The sequence below is a fragment of the Arthrobacter sp. fls2-241-R2A-172 genome, assembly GCF_030208885.1.
In the GTDB taxonomy this organism is placed as follows: domain Bacteria; phylum Actinomycetota; class Actinomycetes; order Actinomycetales; family Micrococcaceae; genus Arthrobacter.
The window spans coordinates 118,174-135,917 of the sequence record NZ_JARVTB010000002.1 but is presented as its reverse complement, the minus strand read 5'-3'; the positions used below and the strand labels follow the sequence as shown (position 1 = coordinate 135,917).

Annotated in this window: 14 protein-coding genes; 10 read left to right on the top strand and 4 right to left on the bottom strand. The window is 63.9% G+C overall.

The window, feature by feature from the left end; all coding sequences use genetic code 11:
* Window positions 1-22 precede the first annotated feature (22 nt).
* Together QRM57_RS03495 and uvrA are read left to right on the top strand one after the other, a co-directional pair.
* Window positions 23-457 carry a RidA family protein gene (locus QRM57_RS03495; RefSeq protein WP_284985612.1) on the top strand — a complete coding sequence of 145 codons (435 nt, stop codon included), beginning with the start codon at window positions 23-25 and terminating at the stop codon, window positions 455-457.
* 10 nt (window positions 458-467) lie between these two features.
* On the top strand, window positions 468-3,035 hold the full coding sequence (gene uvrA, locus QRM57_RS03490; RefSeq protein WP_502868615.1) for an excinuclease ABC subunit UvrA: 2,568 nt from the start codon (window positions 468-470) through the stop codon (window positions 3,033-3,035).
* A gap of 1 nt (window position 3,036) precedes the next feature.
* Here the strand turns inward: uvrA and QRM57_RS03485 are convergent, their stop codons facing one another.
* The gene (locus QRM57_RS03485) at window positions 3,037-4,785 is read right to left on the bottom strand and encodes a pyruvate dehydrogenase (protein ID WP_284985611.1); all 1,749 of its coding nucleotides are present in this window, start codon (window positions 4,783-4,785) and stop codon (window positions 3,037-3,039) included.
* 141 nt (window positions 4,786-4,926) lie between these two features.
* On the bottom strand, window positions 4,927-5,277 hold the full coding sequence (locus tag QRM57_RS03480; protein ID WP_502868614.1) for a DUF3846 domain-containing protein: 351 nt from the start codon (window positions 5,275-5,277) through the stop codon (window positions 4,927-4,929).
* 409 nt (window positions 5,278-5,686) lie between these two features.
* Here QRM57_RS03480 and ligD point away from each other — a divergent pair, with 409 nt between their 5' ends.
* The 3 genes from ligD to QRM57_RS03465 are packed head-to-tail and all read left to right on the top strand — an operon-like array spanning window position 5,687 to window position 8,625.
* A complete protein-coding gene (gene ligD, locus QRM57_RS03475; protein ID WP_284985610.1) occupies window positions 5,687-6,925 on the top strand; it encodes a non-homologous end-joining DNA ligase in 1,239 nt (412 codons plus the stop codon).
* Entirely contained in the window at window positions 6,922-8,130 is a 1,209-nt protein-coding gene (locus tag QRM57_RS03470; RefSeq protein WP_257368203.1) for a cation:proton antiporter, read from the top strand. The genes ligD and QRM57_RS03470 overlap by 4 nt, the downstream gene beginning before the upstream one ends.
* 33 nt (window positions 8,131-8,163) lie before the next feature.
* Window positions 8,164-8,625 carry a DUF8821 family protein gene (locus tag QRM57_RS03465; protein WP_257368204.1) on the top strand — a complete coding sequence of 154 codons (462 nt, stop codon included), beginning with the start codon at window positions 8,164-8,166 and terminating at the stop codon, window positions 8,623-8,625.
* Window positions 8,626-8,714: 89 nt separating this feature from the next.
* Here the strand turns inward: QRM57_RS03465 and QRM57_RS03460 are convergent, their stop codons facing one another.
* Window positions 8,715-9,908, bottom strand: a complete 1,194-nt coding sequence (locus tag QRM57_RS03460) for an NAD(P)/FAD-dependent oxidoreductase (protein ID WP_257368205.1) — start codon at window positions 9,906-9,908, stop codon at window positions 8,715-8,717.
* Window positions 9,909-9,912: 4 nt separating this feature from the next.
* Window positions 9,913-10,119, bottom strand: a complete 207-nt coding sequence (locus QRM57_RS03455) for a hypervirulence associated TUDOR domain-containing protein (protein WP_257368206.1) — start codon at window positions 10,117-10,119, stop codon at window positions 9,913-9,915.
* A gap of 265 nt (window positions 10,120-10,384) precedes the next feature.
* On the opposite strand from QRM57_RS03455, the gene QRM57_RS03450 reads away from it, so the two are divergent.
* From QRM57_RS03450 to QRM57_RS03430, 5 genes are all read left to right on the top strand, one after another.
* A complete protein-coding gene (locus tag QRM57_RS03450) occupies window positions 10,385-11,407 on the top strand; it encodes a 3-oxoacyl-ACP synthase III (protein ID WP_257368207.1) in 1,023 nt (340 codons plus the stop codon).
* Window positions 11,401-14,076, top strand: coding sequence for an alpha/beta fold hydrolase (locus QRM57_RS03445; protein ID WP_284985609.1), 2,676 nt, complete (start codon window positions 11,401-11,403; stop codon window positions 14,074-14,076). The genes QRM57_RS03450 and QRM57_RS03445 overlap by 7 nt, the downstream gene beginning before the upstream one ends.
* Window positions 14,073-15,053: an NAD-dependent epimerase/dehydratase family protein gene (locus QRM57_RS03440; protein WP_284985608.1), complete on the top strand. Its 981-nt coding sequence runs from the start codon at window positions 14,073-14,075 to the stop codon at window positions 15,051-15,053. The genes QRM57_RS03445 and QRM57_RS03440 overlap by 4 nt, the downstream gene beginning before the upstream one ends.
* Before the next feature lie 49 nt (window positions 15,054-15,102).
* On the top strand, window positions 15,103-15,915 hold the full coding sequence (locus QRM57_RS03435; RefSeq protein WP_284985607.1) for an MBL fold metallo-hydrolase: 813 nt from the start codon (window positions 15,103-15,105) through the stop codon (window positions 15,913-15,915).
* Window positions 15,916-16,540: 625 nt separating this feature from the next.
* Entirely contained in the window at window positions 16,541-17,689 is a 1,149-nt protein-coding gene (locus tag QRM57_RS03430; RefSeq protein WP_284985606.1) for a glutathione-independent formaldehyde dehydrogenase, read from the top strand.
* Window positions 17,690-17,744 lie beyond the last annotated feature (55 nt).

Below are 17,744 nucleotides of genomic sequence, written 5' to 3'. Positions count from 1 at the left end.
CGCCGGATGGCACCATACCCTCATGTCACCTATTCAGCGCCTCCGCCCACCCGGGTTGGTCAACAGCCCCGCCTTCAGCCACGTCGCCGTCGTTCCCCCCGGCGCAACAACCATCTACGTCGGTGGTCAGAACGCCGTAGACCGGGACGGAAAACTGGTTGGAGAAGGCGACGCAGCCATCCAGTCTGCCCGCGCACTGCACAACGCCAAAACTGCCCTCGAGGCCGCGGGCGCGGGCCTGGAAGACGTCATCCAGTGGACTGTGCTCTTCGTTGAAGGTGCCGACCTCTCGGCAGGCTACGGAGCGATTGCTGCGCAGCTCGCTTCAGAGGAGCCACCCCTGGTGACGGCAGCTTTCGTGGCGGGCCTGGGCGTACCCGGTGCGCTGGTGGAGATCAGTGCGGTAGCCGCCGTCGTCAGCGCTGAGGAAAACGGTGCGGGAGCCGGACGCCGATAGAGTCGTGTCAATGGACAGCAAACTGATGACGACCCAACGGCCCGGACCCGACCCTGCTGCACCGCAGTCCCCCGCCGAGGACGGCTTCGTGAGGGTCCACGGGGCCCGCGAGAACAACCTCCGCAATATCGACGTGGACGTCCCGCGCGATTCCATCGTGGCCTTCACCGGAGTTTCCGGTTCCGGGAAATCCTCCCTGGCCTTCGGAACCATCTTCGCCGAAGCCCAACGCCGCTACTTCGAGTCCGTCGCGCCCTACGCACGCCGGCTTATCCAACAAGGCCACAATCCCAAGGTCGAGTCCATCACCGGGCTGCCACCCGCCGTCGCGCTCCAACAACGCCGTGGTACCGCCAGTACCCGCTCAAGCGTGGGAACAGTGACCACCTTGTCGAACTCGCTGCGGATGCTCTTTTCACGTTCCGGGACCTACCCCGACGGCGTCGGGCAGCTCGACTCCGATGCCTTCTCCCCCAACACCGCAGCAGGCGCCTGTCCCGAGTGCCACGGGCTCGGGACCGCGCACACAGTCACCGAAGCCTCCTTGGTCCCCGATCCGACCCTCAGCATCCGGGACGGCGCCATCGCGGCCTGGCCCGGCGCCTGGCAAGGTAAGAACCTCCGCGACATCCTGACCCATCTGGGCTACGACGTGGACACCCCGTGGCGGAAGCTCCCAAAGAAGGACCGCGACTGGATCCTGTTCACCGAAGAGCAGCCGGTGGTCGAAGTGACGCCGCAGCGCGATCGGGTCGCCAAACCCTACAAAGGCAGGTTCTGGAGCGCCCGGAGCTACGTGATGCACACCCTGGCTGATTCCAAGAGCACCACCATGCGCGACCGCGTGCTGCGCTTCATGGTCAGCGGCCCATGCCCACGCTGCGGCGGCAGCGGGCTCCGGCCGGAGGCGCTGGCCGTGACCTTCGCCGGGAAGAACATCGCCGAACTCAACGCACTGCCCATGACCGAACTGGCCGACGTTATCCGGCCAACCACGGAGCTCGCTTCTGCTGGGACGGCTTCCCGAAAGCAGCCCTCCGGCGAAGCAACCGAAGTAGCCGTTGCGATCACCCGCGACCTGCTCAAGCGGCTCACGGTACTGACCGACCTTGGCCTCGGATACCTGGCATTGGGCCGCCAAACGCCTACGCTTTCCCCGGGCGAAATGCAGCGGCTGAGGATTGCCACGCAGCTGCGTTCGGGGCTGTTTGGGGTGGTCTATGTGCTCGATGAACCATCGGCGGGGCTGCACCCCGCAGATGCCGAATCCTTGCTCGATGTCCTGGACCAGCTCAAAGCCTCCGGCAACTCGGTGTTTGTGGTCGAACACAACATGGAATTCGTGCGGGCTGCCGACTGGCTGGTTGATGTTGGTAAGCGCGCGGGTGAAGGTGGCGGAGAAATTCTTTACAGCGGCCCAGTCGCCGGCCTTGCCGACGTGAAGGAGTCAGTGACGCGGCCGTTTCTCTTCCCTGCTACCAGCAGTGCGGGGAATCAAAAGAACGACGACGGTCCAGCCGCCGCCGGGAGTCGAGGGAGCACCAGCCAACCCCGGGGAGCGAATGAATGGGTGACGCTTCACAACGTCAACCGGCACAATCTGCGCGACCTCGAGGCCGGATTCCCGCTGGGCGTCCTGACCGCCGTGACCGGTGTGTCAGGCTCTGGAAAGTCCACCCTGGTCAGTCAGGTCCTGGCAGAGGTAGTGGACGCGGCGCTTCATCCGGGGACCATCGAAACAGCTGACCGGGACGTACCCAACAGTGCGGGGTCAGTCTCCGGGCTCCATGGGCTGGACCGCCTCGTCAAGGTCGACCAGAAGCCCATCGGCCGTACGCCGCGTTCCAACCTTGCAACGTACACCGGCTTGTTTGATGGGGTGCGGAAGGAGTTCGCTGCCACCGAAGATGCCCGTGCCCGCGGCTTCGGCCCTGGCCGCTTCTCCTTCAACGTCGCTGGTGGGCGCTGTGAAACCTGCCAGGGCGAGGGATTCGTTGCCGTGGAGCTTTTGTTCCTGCCCGGCAGCTACGGGCCTTGCCCGGAATGCCAAGGATCCCGGTTCAACCCCGAAACCCTTGAAGTGAAGTACCGCGGCAAAAGCATCGCCGATGTCCTGGGCATGACAGTGGAGGCAGCGTCCGACTTCCTGTCCGACCTCCCGGGTGTCGCCCGCAGCCTGCAAACACTGCTGGAGGTGGGACTGGGCTACCTTCGCTTGGGCCAGCCGGCCACGGAACTGTCCGGTGGTGAAGCCCAGCGCATCAAGCTCGCCACTGAACTGCAGCGCATCCAGCGAGGGCACACCCTGTACATCCTTGACGAACCCACCACCGGGCTTCACCCCGCTGACGTACAGCTCCTGATGGCGCAACTTCACCGGCTCGTGGACGCCGGAAACACCGTCATCGTGGTCGAACACGAGATGGATGTCGTAGCCGGGGCCGACTGGGTGATCGACCTGGGACCGGGCGGCGGCGACGCCGGCGGCACCATCATCGCCGCTGGGCCGCCGGCCGCCGTCGCGCGTTCCACCACCAGCCGGACGGCACCCTACCTGGCAGCCGCTTACGGGCGCTGAGTCAGCGTCGCGGGATGTTCCGCAGGTTGCTGCGGGCCATGCTGACAGCCTCACCGGCACCGCGGTTCAGCACCACCTTGGACATCGCAGTGGCGAAGCCGATGACCTGCGAACCCGAAATCTTCGGCGGGATGGACAGTGCGTTCGGGTCCGTGATGAGTTCCACCAAGGAAGGGCCGGGATGCGCGAACGCCTCCCGGTAGGCGGCCTCGATGTCAGCAGGGTCGGTGACGCGCACGGCATGGAAGCCCAGGGCCTTGGCCACGGCCGCGTAGTTGGCCTCGGGGACGTCCACACCGAAGTCGGGCAGCCCGTCCACCAGCATTTCGAGCTTGACCATGCCCAGCGTGGAGTTGTTGAACACCACGACGTTGACCGGCAACTGGTGCGCGGCCACAGTGACGAGTTCGCCCAGGAGCATGGACAAGCCGCCGTCACCGGACACGGAGACCACCTGCCGTCCCGGATAGGCCAGCTGCGCACCGATGGCATGGGGCAACGCGTTCGCCATGGACCCGTGCAGGAAGGACCCAATCAACCGACGGGTACCCAACGGGTTGATGTACCGCGCGGTCCAGACGTTGCACATTCCAGTGTCGGCGGTGAAGACGGCGTCTTCGGCAGCTACCTGGTCGAGCAGGGACGCCGCGTATTCGGGGTGGATGGGCTGTTTCTTCTCGACCTTGCGCGTGTAGGCACCCACCGCCTTATTCATGAGCCGATCGTGCTTCTTGAGCATCTGGTCCAGGAAGCGCCGGTTCTTCTTTGGCTGTACCAACGGCAGGAGGGCTCTCAGAGTGGGGAGCACGTCGCCATGGACTGCGATGTCGACGTCGGTCCGACGCCCCAGCCGCTGCGCGGCGCGATCCACCTGCGCGGTCCGGGTGTCCGGGAGGAACTGGTCATAGGGAAAGTCGGTACCCAGCAGGATGAGCAGGTCGGCGTCTTCGATACCCTCGGCGGCGGCACCATAACCGAGCAGTCCGGTCATGCCGATGTCGAACGGGTTGTCGTACTGGACGAAGTCTTTGCCCCGCAAGGAATGGCCAATCGGGGCGTTGATCAGTTCAGCCAAGGAGATCAGCTCACTGTGCGCGCCTTCGACGCCCGCGCCGGCGAAAATGGCGACCTTTCCGGCGTCGTTGATGGCTCCAGCCAGTTCCTGGACGCTGGTTGGATCAGGGACCAGACTGGCGGGCCGGAAGGTCGCCGGCAGGGGCGTAGGCGCGACGGCCTCGAGTCCCGCGATATCCCCCGGCAGGGTAACCACGGCGACACCGCCCAGGCCCAGTGCGTTCTGGATGGCGCTGTGCATGACCCGCGGCGCCTGTTCGGCGGTGCTGATCATTTCGGAGTACACGGAGCATTCGTTGAAGAGCCGGTCCGGGTGGGTCTCCTGGAAGAAGCCACTGCCGATCTGCTTGCTGGGGATGTGGGAAGCAATGGCCAAAACGGGTGCGCCGGTACGGTTGGCATCGTAAAGGCCGTTGATCAGATGCAGGTTCCCCGGGCCGCAGGAGCCTGCGCAAACGGCCAGCTTGCCGGTGAGCTGGGCCTCGGCAGCAGCAGCAAAGGCGGCAGCTTCCTCGTGGCGGACATGGATCCAGTCGATGCCGCCCTTGCTTGACCCGCCTGTTTGGCGGACTGCATCGACCATCGGGTTGAGGCTGTCCCCCACTATTCCGTAGATCCGCTGCACCCCGGCAGCCTGGAGTTGTTCGATAAGTTGGGTGGCAAGTTCCTTCGCCATAATGTGCAGGCTCCCTCAGTTGTGGCGGTGGGCTGACATGGCCAAATATAGTCGCCCAGCCTCCGGGCAGCCTGCGCATCATAGTGCCGGGACGTGGTCAGTCCCGGCCCAGGGCCGGAGCACGGACTGGCCAGACCCTTTTCAGGCCGCCAACCGGGCCCCAAACAACCGCTCTGCCAGCAACAGCAACTGTCCCGGGACATCCGTTTCATTGCCGTCGCTCCCCTGGCCGAGAAACACGGCGTTGCCACTCACCGGATCCTCGATAGGGGTGCCGGCTTCGCGGATCAGGACTTCAGCCCGGTGGTTCAGGGGCAACGGAATGGACTCAGCCTGGTCATTGAGGAAAGCATGCCAGCCACGCCCTGAAATGACTTCCACATTCCCCTCCACTAGTGACTGCCGATTTGCAAGTCCCGCCCCGATTTCCTGAACCCTGATGGGCTCATGAAGCCGGGCAGGAACAATAAGCGCAAAAAGAAACTTCTGCATTTCAATCTTTATACTTTCTGCCAGGCAGTCGTCTCATGTTTTTCCTTGAACAAACGTGAGTCGACCGCATGCCCGACGAAGTCCCTCAACCCTGAGGGGTCACCGCCCGCACGGCGGCCTTACCGGTGGCTTTTCCTGGGCTTGGCGAACAGGTTCTCGTTGCCCTCCGCCTTGGCACGCTTTTCTGCCCTCTTTTCCAAGATGGTTTTCCCGGGTTTCTTCTTCTTCGCATTGATCGGTGATTTACCGGACAAGCCAATCATTCCCTTCGAATTCGCTTTAGAATCACCATACCCGTTTATATTTTTAAAGCCAGTCTGAGCCTTTTGGCCACCCCGATTGCTGCGGCCATGCACTTTGTTTCATCGCAACTCTGGTTGTGACGGCTGTTGCTTGCTAGCGTGGCCGCATGAGCCCCTCCAAGACGCCGGCGGAGATCCTGGACGTCGACGGCGCCGAAGTCCGCATCTCCAATCCGGATAAGGTGGTTTTCCCCGAGCCCGGGCTGACCAAGATGGACCTGGTCCGCTACTACCTGGCGGTCGCTGACGGTGCATTGCGGGGAGCCGGGGGCCGCCCCATGGTCCTCAAACGCTTCCCGAAGGGCATCAACGCTGAGCCGTTCTTTCAAAAGCGCGTGCCTGAGAACCATCCGGAGTTCATCGATACAGCAACCCTGCACTACTCATCAGGCACCTCCGCTGAAGAAACCGTCATCAGGGACGCGGCAGGCCTGGCATGGGTGGTCAACCTGGGATGCCTTGACCTGAACCCGCATCCAGTACGAGCCGAGGACCTCGAGCACCCGGACGAGCTCCGGGTCGATCTCGATCCGATGCCGGGGGTGGACTGGTCACAGATCGTGGACACCGCCTACGTCGCGCGCGAGGTAATGGCCGACGTCGGACTCGTGGGGTGGCCCAAAACCAGCGGTTCGCGGGGGCTCCACATCCTGGCGCGTATTACGCCGCAGTGGTCCTTCCGCGATGTTCGGCTGGCTGCAGAAACGCTGGCGCGTGAAGTGAAGAACCGCGCCCCGGGGCTCGCCACAGCGCGGTGGTGGAAGGAAGAACGCGGCGAAAGCGTCTTTGTCGACTTCAACCAAAACGCCAAGGACCGCACCGTGGCATCAGCCTATTCGATCCGGTCACTCCCCGATGCCAGGGTATCGACGCCGCTGAGCTGGGAGGAAGTGCGGACCGCCCGACCTGAACAGTTCACCGTACTTACGGTTCCGGTCCGCTTCGCCGAATCCGGCGATCCCCACGCGGGCATTGATGACGCCGCTGGTTCACTGGACGGCCTTCTCGCACTGGCCACGGAGCTCGGGCCGGCAGAGAAGGCGCCGCGGGCCGGTGACGGATCGGGCAGGAGGATGTCCAGCATGCCGCTCATTGAGGTGGCCAGGACCAAAACCAAACCGGAAGCACTTGCAGCACTCGAACAGTGGAAGGCAAGCCATTCCGACCTCACCTCCGCGCTACGCCCTGCGGATGTCCTTATTGACGGGATGCGGGGTTCGAGTTCCCTTTGGTACCGGGTGCGCATCAACCTCCAACACATACCGGAAGAACACCGTCCTGCGCAGGAAGCCCTGGTAGCCAACTATGATCCCTGGGCCGGCAAGGATTGGCCCGGCCGGCCGTGACATCGGCGACGCCCATGCAGGATCTGTCCACTTCATTGGTGCTGATAGCCCTGCTCGCCGTGGCAGCGCCGCTTGCGGCCCGGTTGTTGGATCGTGTAGCCAAGGTCCCGATCGTGGTCTTCGAGATTGGCTTGGGAATCCTGTTGGGCCCGAGCCTGCTGGGATGGATCGAGTCGACCCATTTCACCGACACCCTGGCCGACTTCGGCGTTGCCATGCTGTTTTTTGTCGCCGGAAACGAGATCGAGTTTTCGACCATCCGGGGCAGGCCTGCCAACCGCGCAGCAGCGGGTTGGGTGATCTCCCTCGCCGCAGGCATCGGCGCCGGACTCCTGCTGGCTCCAGGCCCGGAAGCGGCCGTCATCATTGGCATCGCCTTATCCTCCACTGCGCTGGGTGCCATTCTGCCGATCCTTCGCGATACGGGAACCTCGGCCTCGCCTCTTGGGATCGCCGTAACAGCCCTCGGGGCAGCCGGCGAGTTTGGGCCGCTGATCGCCATCTCACTGTTCTTCAGCGGGCGCCAAGTAGGCTTTGCGTCGGCGGTATTGGTGGGTTTCGTTGTCCTTACCGGCGTTGCGGTCTTCGTCGCTTCCCGCGCACGCCACACCGCGTTCCACGCCCACGTGACCCGGACCCTGCACACGAGCAGCCAGTTCGCGGTCCGGTCCATCATGCTGATCCTGAGCGCACTGGTAGTGCTGAGCATGGTGTTGGGCCTGGATATGCTGCTCGGCGCTTTCGCCGCCGGCGTCCTCTGGAAAACCGTCATGGCCCGGGCTCCGGAGGAGGACCGCAAAGTGGTTGAAACGAAGATCGACGCCGTTGCGTTTGGTTTCCTGGTCCCCATCTTCTTTATCGACGCCGGTATCGACTTCGACCTGGCTGCCTTGACCTCCAGCCCCGCTACCCTGGCCTTGGTCCCCTTGTTCGTGGCCCTCTTGCTCATCATCCGCGGGCTGCCATCATTGCTCGCCTCTCCGCCAGGCGCCCCGCCCAACGAGAAGCGGGCTTTGATCCTGTTTGGGGCAACTGGGCTGCCCATCATCGTTGCCGTGACCGCCATCGGCCGGGACCAGGGGCTTATAACCAGCGGAATTGCCTCGGCACTGGTGGGGGCCGGAATGATCTCACTGCTGCTCTTCCCGCTCATGGCACTCCGCCAGATCCGGACAAGGCTCAGGACGGATGCGCGGCCGGGTTAGCATGGGTGCGGACACGTCCTACAAGGAGGCTGCATGCCGCACATCGTTGATTTTGAGAAGGTTTCCACGGCTGGGCTTGAGACTTCTCCTGTGGCCGAGGCCCTCGCGGGCCTGCGCGCCAACGAGGCCCGGTATTTCCGGAACAAGTACCAGCACGTCTTCGCTGTGAGTCCGGCCAGCGAGGTCCCCGACGTCGTTGAACGGGTGAGCCGCATCCTCCGGGAGGAACGCGGGATCGTTATCGGATCGCCGGCCCTGGAAGCTACCGCCTTCGAAGTCGACGGGCTGAGCATGGCCTACGTTTTCTACCAATCGGGGCTGTCCATCAACGTGATGTACGGCATCGAGGGCGGCAAAAGAGCTGTGGGCTTCAAACTCTCGGACGGCATGGAGGTTCCGGAGGAACTGGCCGCGAACTTTAAGTTCGCCAGGCAGAAGTCCAAGCTGGCTGGGGTCATCCGCGGTTCGTACTTCGTCATCAAAGGCGAGTACTAACCCAGCAGGCCCAGCAGGCTTGACCGGACGGACGACGGCGACCTCCCGCCGTCGTCCGTCCGTCCCACCGACGGCGATGGGCGGCGTCGTCAGGCGCGACCCCGAAGGATCAGCCGCCAATAAACCTGCGGGAACATGATCCTGTCCACCCACCAGGAAAGCCGGCTCTCCTTCCACGTAGGCACTTTGGGGATGGTTGGCATGGGCCGGTAGTGGTTGTCGAATTCTGCGAAGACCACCGTGTTGCGGGAAACCGTAAACGGGCACACTGAGTAGCCGTTGTACTTCTGCGTGACGGGTTTTCCTTCCCGGGCCGCCACGAGGTTTCTGGCGAGCACCTTGGTCTGCTTCCGGAGCGACCCGCCGGACTTTGAGTTGGATGTGCCGGCAGCATCGCCCAGGGACCAGACGTTGGCGTACCGGGGGTGGCGCAGGGTTTCCGTGTCCACCTCGACAAAGCCGCCCTGGTCCCCCGCGGCCGGGAGGTCGGTGGATGTGAGCCAATCGGGCGCGGACTGGGGTGGTACGGCGTTGAGGACCTCGTACTGCAGCTCTTCGATGGTGCCTGCTGCGGTGTCACGGATACTGACTGTCCGGCTGGCCGGGTCCACCGAGACCAGTTCACTGTTGGTCCGGAGCTCAATGCCGTACTCGGCTATCTTGCGTTCCAGCTCCTGGTCCACCTCCGGGACACCGAACACCGTGGGATATGGCTGGACCATCACGACACGGATTTTGTCGAGGACTCCCTTTTCCTTCCAGTAGTCGCAGGCCAGGTACATCGGTTTTTGGCTGGCGCCGGCGCATTTGACGGGACCGGCAGGCATGGTGAAGATGGCCGTGCCCGAACGCAGGGCGCTGAGCAAGCTCCACGTCTTGGGGGCCAGCTCAAATTCGTAGTGGGACGATCCATAGGGCGAATTTACGGCCTCTGCCAAGCCGGGCACTGCTTCCCAGTGGTACTGCAACCCTGGGCACACCACCAGGTGCCCGTAGTCCACTGAAGAGCCGGACTCCAGCATGACGGTGTTGGCCCCCGCATCAACGTCCGTTGCCTTGTCCCTGATCCAGGTGACTACCTTGGGCATCACGGACTGCTGGCTGCGGACAGCTTCCTTCACTTGGGCGCGTCCGCCCGCGATATGGGAAAACAACGGTTGGTACAGGTGATGGTCGCGGGGCTCGATGAGGGCAACGTCCTTGACCCCGTACCTCACCAGGCGGGCTGCCAGGGAGACACCGGCGTTGCCACCACCGATGATCACTACCTCGTGCCGGGCCACGGCACTACTTCTTCTCGGTCAACGCTGCGCCCTTGTGCGCTGCCCGCGCGCCGGTCTTCTCCGATTCGACGACGTATTGCGGCTCATCTTCGCTGGCACGGTGCATGTTCCCGTCCAGCTCGAAGTCGCTGGTCTTCTTCTCCACGATTTTGCCTTGGGTCTTCCCCTGGGAGGTGTTCCACTCCACGCGGGTCCCTTTGCTCAATGTCATGTCCGCTCCTGGTAAGTGGTGGTCTCCCCTAAGATGCTCCCTAATGGTAAGCATCATGATCATTTCCCGGTAGCCCCGCTCCCCGCGTCATGACACCCCCCGGTTGTCTGTCATGCTTAAGGGTCGCCATTTTTACGCGCCGGGACTGCGGCGGAATCTTGGTGCACGCCGAACCCGGAGCACAACTGCGCTTTCGGGCTTGGAATGGCGTAATAGGGGTACAGTCACCGCAGGAACGCGGGACAGAAACGAACAGGGGCTTGAATTGGCAGGGAACGCAACCTTCAGGCACAGCAACACCGCTCTGCTGTCGGTTAGTAGCGTCGAGGCTCCACGGATCGTCAGCTCCTCGGACTTCGACCGGAAGTTGGCTACCACCCTGAAGCGGCTTAAGTTCCCGCCCCGGCTCCTGGAACGCGTTGCGGGCGTCACGCACCGACGCTGGTGGGCGGCTGGAACATCCTTTGACGATGCCGCCGTCGAGGCCGGGGCGAAGGCCTTGGCCGATGCCGGAGTCGAAGCTTCAGAGGTCGGGTTGTTGATCAACACCTCCGTTACCCGCCGCAACCTCGAGCCGTCCGTTGCAGTGAAGATCCATCACGAACTGGGCCTGCCATCCTCGGCCATGAATTTCGACCTCGCCAACGCCTGCCTGGGGTTCGTCAACGGGCTGATCCTGGCCGCCAACATGATCGATTCCGGACAGATCAAGTACGCGATCATCGTCAACGGTGAGGACTCACAGCTGACGCAGGAGGCGACCCTTGCCAGGCTGCAGCGGCCCGAAACGACCCGGGAAGATTTCAACCGGGAATTCGCCACCCTGACCCTCGGGTCAGGAGCCGCGGCCGCAGTCCTGGGACCGGCCGACGAGCACAGCGGAGCGCACCGGCTGGTGGGCGGCGTGATGCGCGCCGGCACCGAGCACCACGAATTGTGCGTGGGTGGCATTGACGGCATGACCACCGACACGAAGGGCCTGCTCGACGGCGGCCTGCAACTCGTCGTCGACGCCTGGCACGAAGCCCAGCCCGAATGGAACTGGACGGCCATGGACCGCTACGTGACCCACCAGGTCAGCAATGCCTACACCCAGGCCATCATCAACGCCGTGGGGCTGGACCCTGACAAAGTTCCCATCACCTTCCCGCACTGGGGAAACGTGGGTCCGGCTTCACTCCCCATGACCCTCGCCGCCGAGGCGCAGTCCCTGCGCGCCGGCGATAGGGTCCTCTGCATGGGTGTCGGATCCGGGCTGAACGCCGGCATGGTCGAAATCGTATGGTGACAGGTACCTGGCCGGGCGTACGCCCCGAATGGTCACGGACAATCGGCGTACCCTCCACTTCCGCCGTTGACGCTCCCGGAACCGTTCGCCAATGGCATCTCCTGGACAACGGTGGACAGCTCGCGCGGCGCGGCCTTACCCCAGCCGGCACCCTGCTCTGCGTGCATGGGAACCCCACCTGGTCCTATCTGTGGCGAACACTGCTGGCCGCCGGAACCGATCCTGCCCAGCCTTGGCGCGTCATCGCGGTCGACCAACTGGACATGGGCTACTCGGAACGTACGGGCGAATTCCGTAGCCTCGCCGACCGGATCAATGACTTGGGCGACCTCACCGATGCCTTGGGCGTGGAAGGCCCCGTGGTCACTGTCGGCCACGACTGGGGAGGTGTGATCAGCCTCGGCTGGGCGTTGGCCCACCCCGCGGAGCTCACCGGAGTGATCCTCACCAACACAGCGGTCCACCAACCATCCGAATCCAAGATCCCGTCCGCATTGCGGCTTGCCTTGCACCCGGCCGTCCACTCCTGGGGGACGACGACGTCCGACGCTTTCCTGCGGGTCACGCATTCCTTGGCGTCTCCTCCGCTGGCCGCAGAGGTCCGGAAAGCGTACATGGCCCCCTACAAGGGTCCGCACCGCCGCAGTGGCGTGGGAAATTTCGTGGCCGACATTCCCGCTGACGCCACCCACCCCAGCTTCCCCGCGCTTGAAGCCGTGGCCGAGGGCTTGCGCGAAGTAAAGGTCCCCGCTTTGATGCTCTGGGGACCGCGCGACCCTATTTTCTCCGACCGCTACCTCAAGGACCTTATCGGCCGCCTTCCCCACGCGGAGGTCCACCGCTTCGAAGGGGCAGGCCACCTGCTCGCAGAAGACCGCGACATTGCCACACCTGTTTTCCAATGGTTGGCAGGGTACACACAGGACAGAACCCAACACAGCGCAGACTCCGGACAGGACGCCGTGGTGTCGGGGGAAGCTGCCCTGGAGCCTGCTGCTTTCCGTCCCCTCTGGGACGAGCTCGGCACCCTCGCGGACTCTGACGCCGCCGCCGAGACAGCCGTTGCGGAAATGGCGTCCGATGGCAGTGTTGCACGGTCGCTGAGCTGGCACGGACTCAACCGCAGGGTGTTGGACGTCGCGGCAGGACTCCGGGAAGCCGGTGTTGTCAGTGGCAGCCGCGTGAGCCTCATGGTCCCGCCAGGCGTGGACCTGACAGTGGCACTCTATGCCTGCCTTCGGCTGGGCGCCGTGGTGGTCGTAGCGGACGCCGGGCTCGGAACCAAGGGCCTGAGCCGCGCTGTCAAGGGGGCAACCCCTGATTTCCTGATCGGTATTGACAGGGCACTTGCTGCAGCGGCCGCACTCGGTTGGCCGGGGCGCCGGATCAGTGTTCAGGTCCTGCCAGCCACACGCCGTCGAATTCTTCGGGTTGAAACCTCGCTCGAAGAGTTGGCCCGTCGAGGGTCGGACACTGGGGACATCCACCACACGGCCGTGGATCCAGAGGCTCCGGCGGCTGTGCTGTTCACGTCCGGATCGACGGGCCCCGCCAAGGGCGTTCTCTACACTCACCGGCAATTGGCTGCGACGCGGGATACGCTGGCGACAACCTTCGGTATCCGTCCGGGCGCCCGGCTCGTGGCAGGCTTCGCTCCATTTGCCCTGCTGGGTCCCGCCCTGGGTGCCGTCTCGGTCACACCGGATATGGACGTTACCGCCCCACGAACCTTGACTGCCCGCGCCTTAGCAGATGCCGTTGCAGCGATCGACGCCACGGTGGTCTTTGCCGCTCCGGCAGCACTGCGCAACGTCCTGGCCACTCGGGACGGGATCAGCGAAGCGGGCCAAACAGCACTAGACCGGGTCCAGCTGCTCCTCTCCGCCGGCGCCCCTATCCCGGAGCCTCTCCTGGCACAGGTGCAGTTCTTGTTGCCGGGTGCCTCGCTGCACACGCCGTACGGGATGACAGAAGCCCTCCCCGTCACTGACATCAGCCTCCAGGAGATACAGGCCGCCGAAGCCGCCGTCGGGACCGTTAAGGGAGCCGGCAACGGCGTCTGCGTCGGCACGCCGGTTCACGGTGCCCGCATTGCCGTCATTCCGCTCGCTGAGGACGGGACCGCATCCGGTTCCCGGCCCGTGACGGAGGCCGGTGTGACGGGCGAGGTCCTGGTCACCGCACCCCATGTGAAGGACTCCTACGACCGACTCTGGTTGACCCAGCAAGGGAGCACCAATCCTGTCGGCTGGCACCGGACCGGGGACGTAGGGCATTTCGACGCCGAAGGCCGCCTCTGGGTGGAAGGCCGCCTGCAGCACGTCGTCACCGCGCCAGGCAAGGCAGTGACGCCTGTTGGTGCGGAGCAGGCCGTCGAGCGTTTGGACGGTGTGGGGCTGGCCGCCGTCGTAGGCGTTGGTCCTGCGGGCACCCAGGCGATCGTCGCCGTCGTCGAGACCGTCCCTCCGGCCCGGAAGGCCGGTCCCGCCGCGCCGCATCTGGCGCACCGCGTCCGCGCCGCCGCCCGGGAAGCGGGCGTCGATGTCTCTGCCGTGTTGGTGGTTCCCAACCAGCCCACCGATATCCGGCACAACGCCAAAATAGACCGGACCCGGCTGTCCGCTTGGGCTGCACGGGTGCTGGCTGGCGGCCGTCCGGGCAAGCCATGAACGTCCTGGTCACAGGCGCCAGCGGCTTGCTGGGCCGGGAAGTGGCCCGGCTGCTGGTGCGGCAGGGCCATAACGTCACGACATTCCAACGAAGCCCTTCCGCGATCGACGGCGTCACGGACGTGCGGGGTTCGGTCACGGACCCTGTAGCGCTTCGCAGCGCCCTCAAGGGCGTGGACGGGGTGATCCATCTCGCTGCCAAAGTGTCGTTCACGGGCAGGGCGGCCGAGTTCGACGACGTCAACGTCCGCGGGACTGCCCATGTGCTCTCCGAAGCCAAGGCCGCCGGGGTACGCGAGATGGTCTTCGTGTCCTCCCCCTCCGTAGCCAATTCAGGTGCCGCCATCGCAGGCCTGGGAGCCGGACCGGCCGACCCCAAGCATGCCCACGGCCACTATTCCCGGACCAAGGCAGAGGCCGAACTGCTGGCACTCGCGGCGGATGCGCCCGATTTCCGTGTCACCGCGATCCGCCCGCACGTCGTGTGGGGACCGGGTGACACCCAGCTCGTGGAGCGCGTTCTCGCCCGCGCAAAGCAACGGCGGCTGCCGCTGCTGGACGCCGGCGCAGCCCTGATCGACACCACCTACGTGGACAACGCGGCCTCGGCCATTGTCGCCGCACTGCACCGAATGGACCATGTACACGGCAAAGCCCTGGTGGTCACTAACGGCGAACCCCGGCCCATCGGGGAACTGCTTGCCGGCATTTGCGCTGCAGGCGGGGTTCCGGCCCCTGCATGGTCTGTACCGGGCCGCGCGGCCCGGGCGGTGGGTTCGGTGGTCGAGAAACTTTGGATCCTGGCAGGACGAACAGAAGAGCCGCCAATGACGAGGTTCCTCGCTGAGCAGCTATCCACTGCGCACTGGTTCGACCAGCGCGAAACGCGGCAACTCCTCGATTGGAAGCCGGCCGTTTCCATCGACGAAGGACTGGCCAAACTCGGACAATACTACGGTACGGGGCAGCATCGCTGAGGCGCTCCGCCCCTTCCGGCGCGGCCACGCCGTGCCATAGTCTGGGCCCATGCTGATCTGCTCCACCTGCGCTGTTGAACGTGATGAACCGGCTCCGGCCCTCTGTCCAATCTGCGTGGACGAGCGACAGTATGTGCCCGAGGCCGGTCAGTATTGGACCACGCTGGACGAACTCGCCAAGAGCGGACAACACACCACCCTGATGGAAAGCGAGCCTGGCCTCGTAAGCATCGGGACCCAGCCCAAGGTGGGGATCGGCCAAACGGCCCAGCTTGTGGTGACTCCTGCCGGATCGCTGTTGTGGGATCCGGTTGGCTACGTCGACGATCACGCGGTTGGCGCCATCCTTGAACACGGTCCCGTCCTGGCCATCGCCGCCAGCCATCCGCACATGTTTGGCGTGCAGGTTGAATGGTCCAACAGGCTCGGTGGCGTCCCGGTACTTGTGTCCGAAGCAGACCGGGAATGGTTGGGCCGCGGCGGCCCGAACGTCACCACCTGGTCCGGCAGCAGAACCATCGCGGACGGTCTGGTGCTTCACCAAGCCGGCGGCCACTTCCGCGGCAGTGCCGTGGCGCACTGGGCAGCTGGTGCGGACGGCAGAGGGGTACTGCTCACCGGGGACAGCGTCTTTCCCAACCCCGATCGCCGTTCGGTTGCCTTCATGCGAAGCTACCCCAACCATCTCCCGCTCTCAGGTTCCGTGGCTCTGCGCATCGCCGCGCAGCTCGGCGACCTGGAATTTGACCGGATCTATGGCAACTTCAACAACAAGATCCCATCAGGCGCCAAGGAAGTGTTGTTCAGCTCCGCCCAAAGGCACGCCGCCTGGTCGCGGGGAGACTTCGACCATCTCTGCTGAACTGCCTCCACCGGAACATATTGGATCCCCGCCGGCATCAGAGCCCGCTTGTGACGGGCCCCCACGGCTCATACTGGTGCGCAAGCCAACACAGCTTCCGGGTTCAATGAACGCACCAGGAGCTGTCCCTCCGTACGGGGGGTGTCAAAGTCACCGAACCACACCGCAGTATCCGAGTTCCTGGCCCTGGACATGAGTGGTTTGCCAGCAAGAGGTGGTTTCCTCCGCAGTGGTCGAAGTGCAGGTGTGCGTTGACCGCTATGTCGATGCTGCTGGTGCTGTAGGACGTAAACGGACTGGTCAATTCTTTTGGGTTTACCCTCGACACCCATAGTAAGTGTGCTTAGTATTGAGCTTCAATCAGTTTCTCTTTTGCGGACGGACCGGCAGGAAAATTGTCCTGGACAGACTGCCGTCCGAAGGCCTTGGGCCTACCAGCCCCCCTGGAAGCGATTCACAGGCAAGAACCTACATTCCCCCATTTCCTCGCTGACTTAGCACCCTTCATCCGGGTGACGGCTGCGCCATCACTCTGGTCCGGGCTCAGCGCCATTCTGCGACTGCCCCCGCCGGAAGCTACATCGACCTGGTCGAATCAGCATGGGCAAAAGAAAAGGGCAGAAAAATGAAAGCAGTAGTTTACAAAGGGCCAAACGACGTCAGCGTCGAGGACGTTCCTGATGCCAAAATAGAGCACCCCGCCGACGTTCTGGTGCGGATTACGACAACCAATATTTGCGGCTCGGACCTCCATATGTACGAAGGCCGGACCAGCTTCGAACCCGGTCGAACCTTCGGGCATGAAAATCTCGGCGAGGTGGTCGAGGTCGGTCCCGCGGTGGACAAAGTCAAAGTGGGCGAACGGGTGGTTCTGCCGTTCAATATTGCCTGCGGGTTCTGTAAAAACTGCGAGCGTGGCTTTACCAACTACTGCCTCACCATGCAGCCCGAGCCCAAGCTCGCCGGCGCGGCCTACGGCTTCGCGGACATGGGACCCTACCAGGGCGGCCAGGCCGAGTACCTCCGCGTACCGTACGGTGACTTCAACTGTCTGCGCCTAGGCGAAGATGCTGTGGAAAAGGAACTCGACTACGTGATGGTCGCAGACATCTTCCCCACCGGCTGGCACGCCACGGAGATGGCCGGGGTGTACCCCGGGGACTCCGTAGTCATCTACGGCGCAGGACCTGTAGGCCTCATGGCGGCTTACTCCGCAATCCTCAAAGGGGCCGGCAAGGTCATGGTCGTGGACCGTCAAAGCGACCGCCTGAAGCTGGCTGAACAGATCGGCGCCATCCCGGTTGATGATTCCGCGGTGGATCCAGTGGAATTCGTCAAGGACCAAACCATGGGATTCGGGGCAGACCGGGGATGCGAATGCGTTGGGTACCAGGCGCACGATACCGAAGGTAATGAGCACCCAAACATGACCCTGAACCGGCTGGTGGACTCCGTACGCTTCGTCGGTGGCCTGGGCGTGGTGGGCGTCTTCCTGCCCCAGGATCCCGGAGCTCCGGACAAATTCGCCAAGGAGGGCCAAGTGGCCTTCGACTACGGCAACTACTGGTTCAAGGGACAGACGATGGGTTCGGGACAGTGCCCGGTCAAGAAGTACAACAGGGCCCTGCGCGACCTCATTGCCGGCGGTAAAGCCAGCCCCTCCTTCCTCGTCAGCCACGAGCTTCCGCTGGACCAGGCTCCCGAGGGCTACAAGAACTTCGACAATCGCGAAGACGGCTGGACCAAAGTTGTCCTCCACCCTTCCAACGCATAAATCGGGACAGGGGATTTCGGATGTCTAGAAGGACTTTTTACGGGAGGCGGAACTG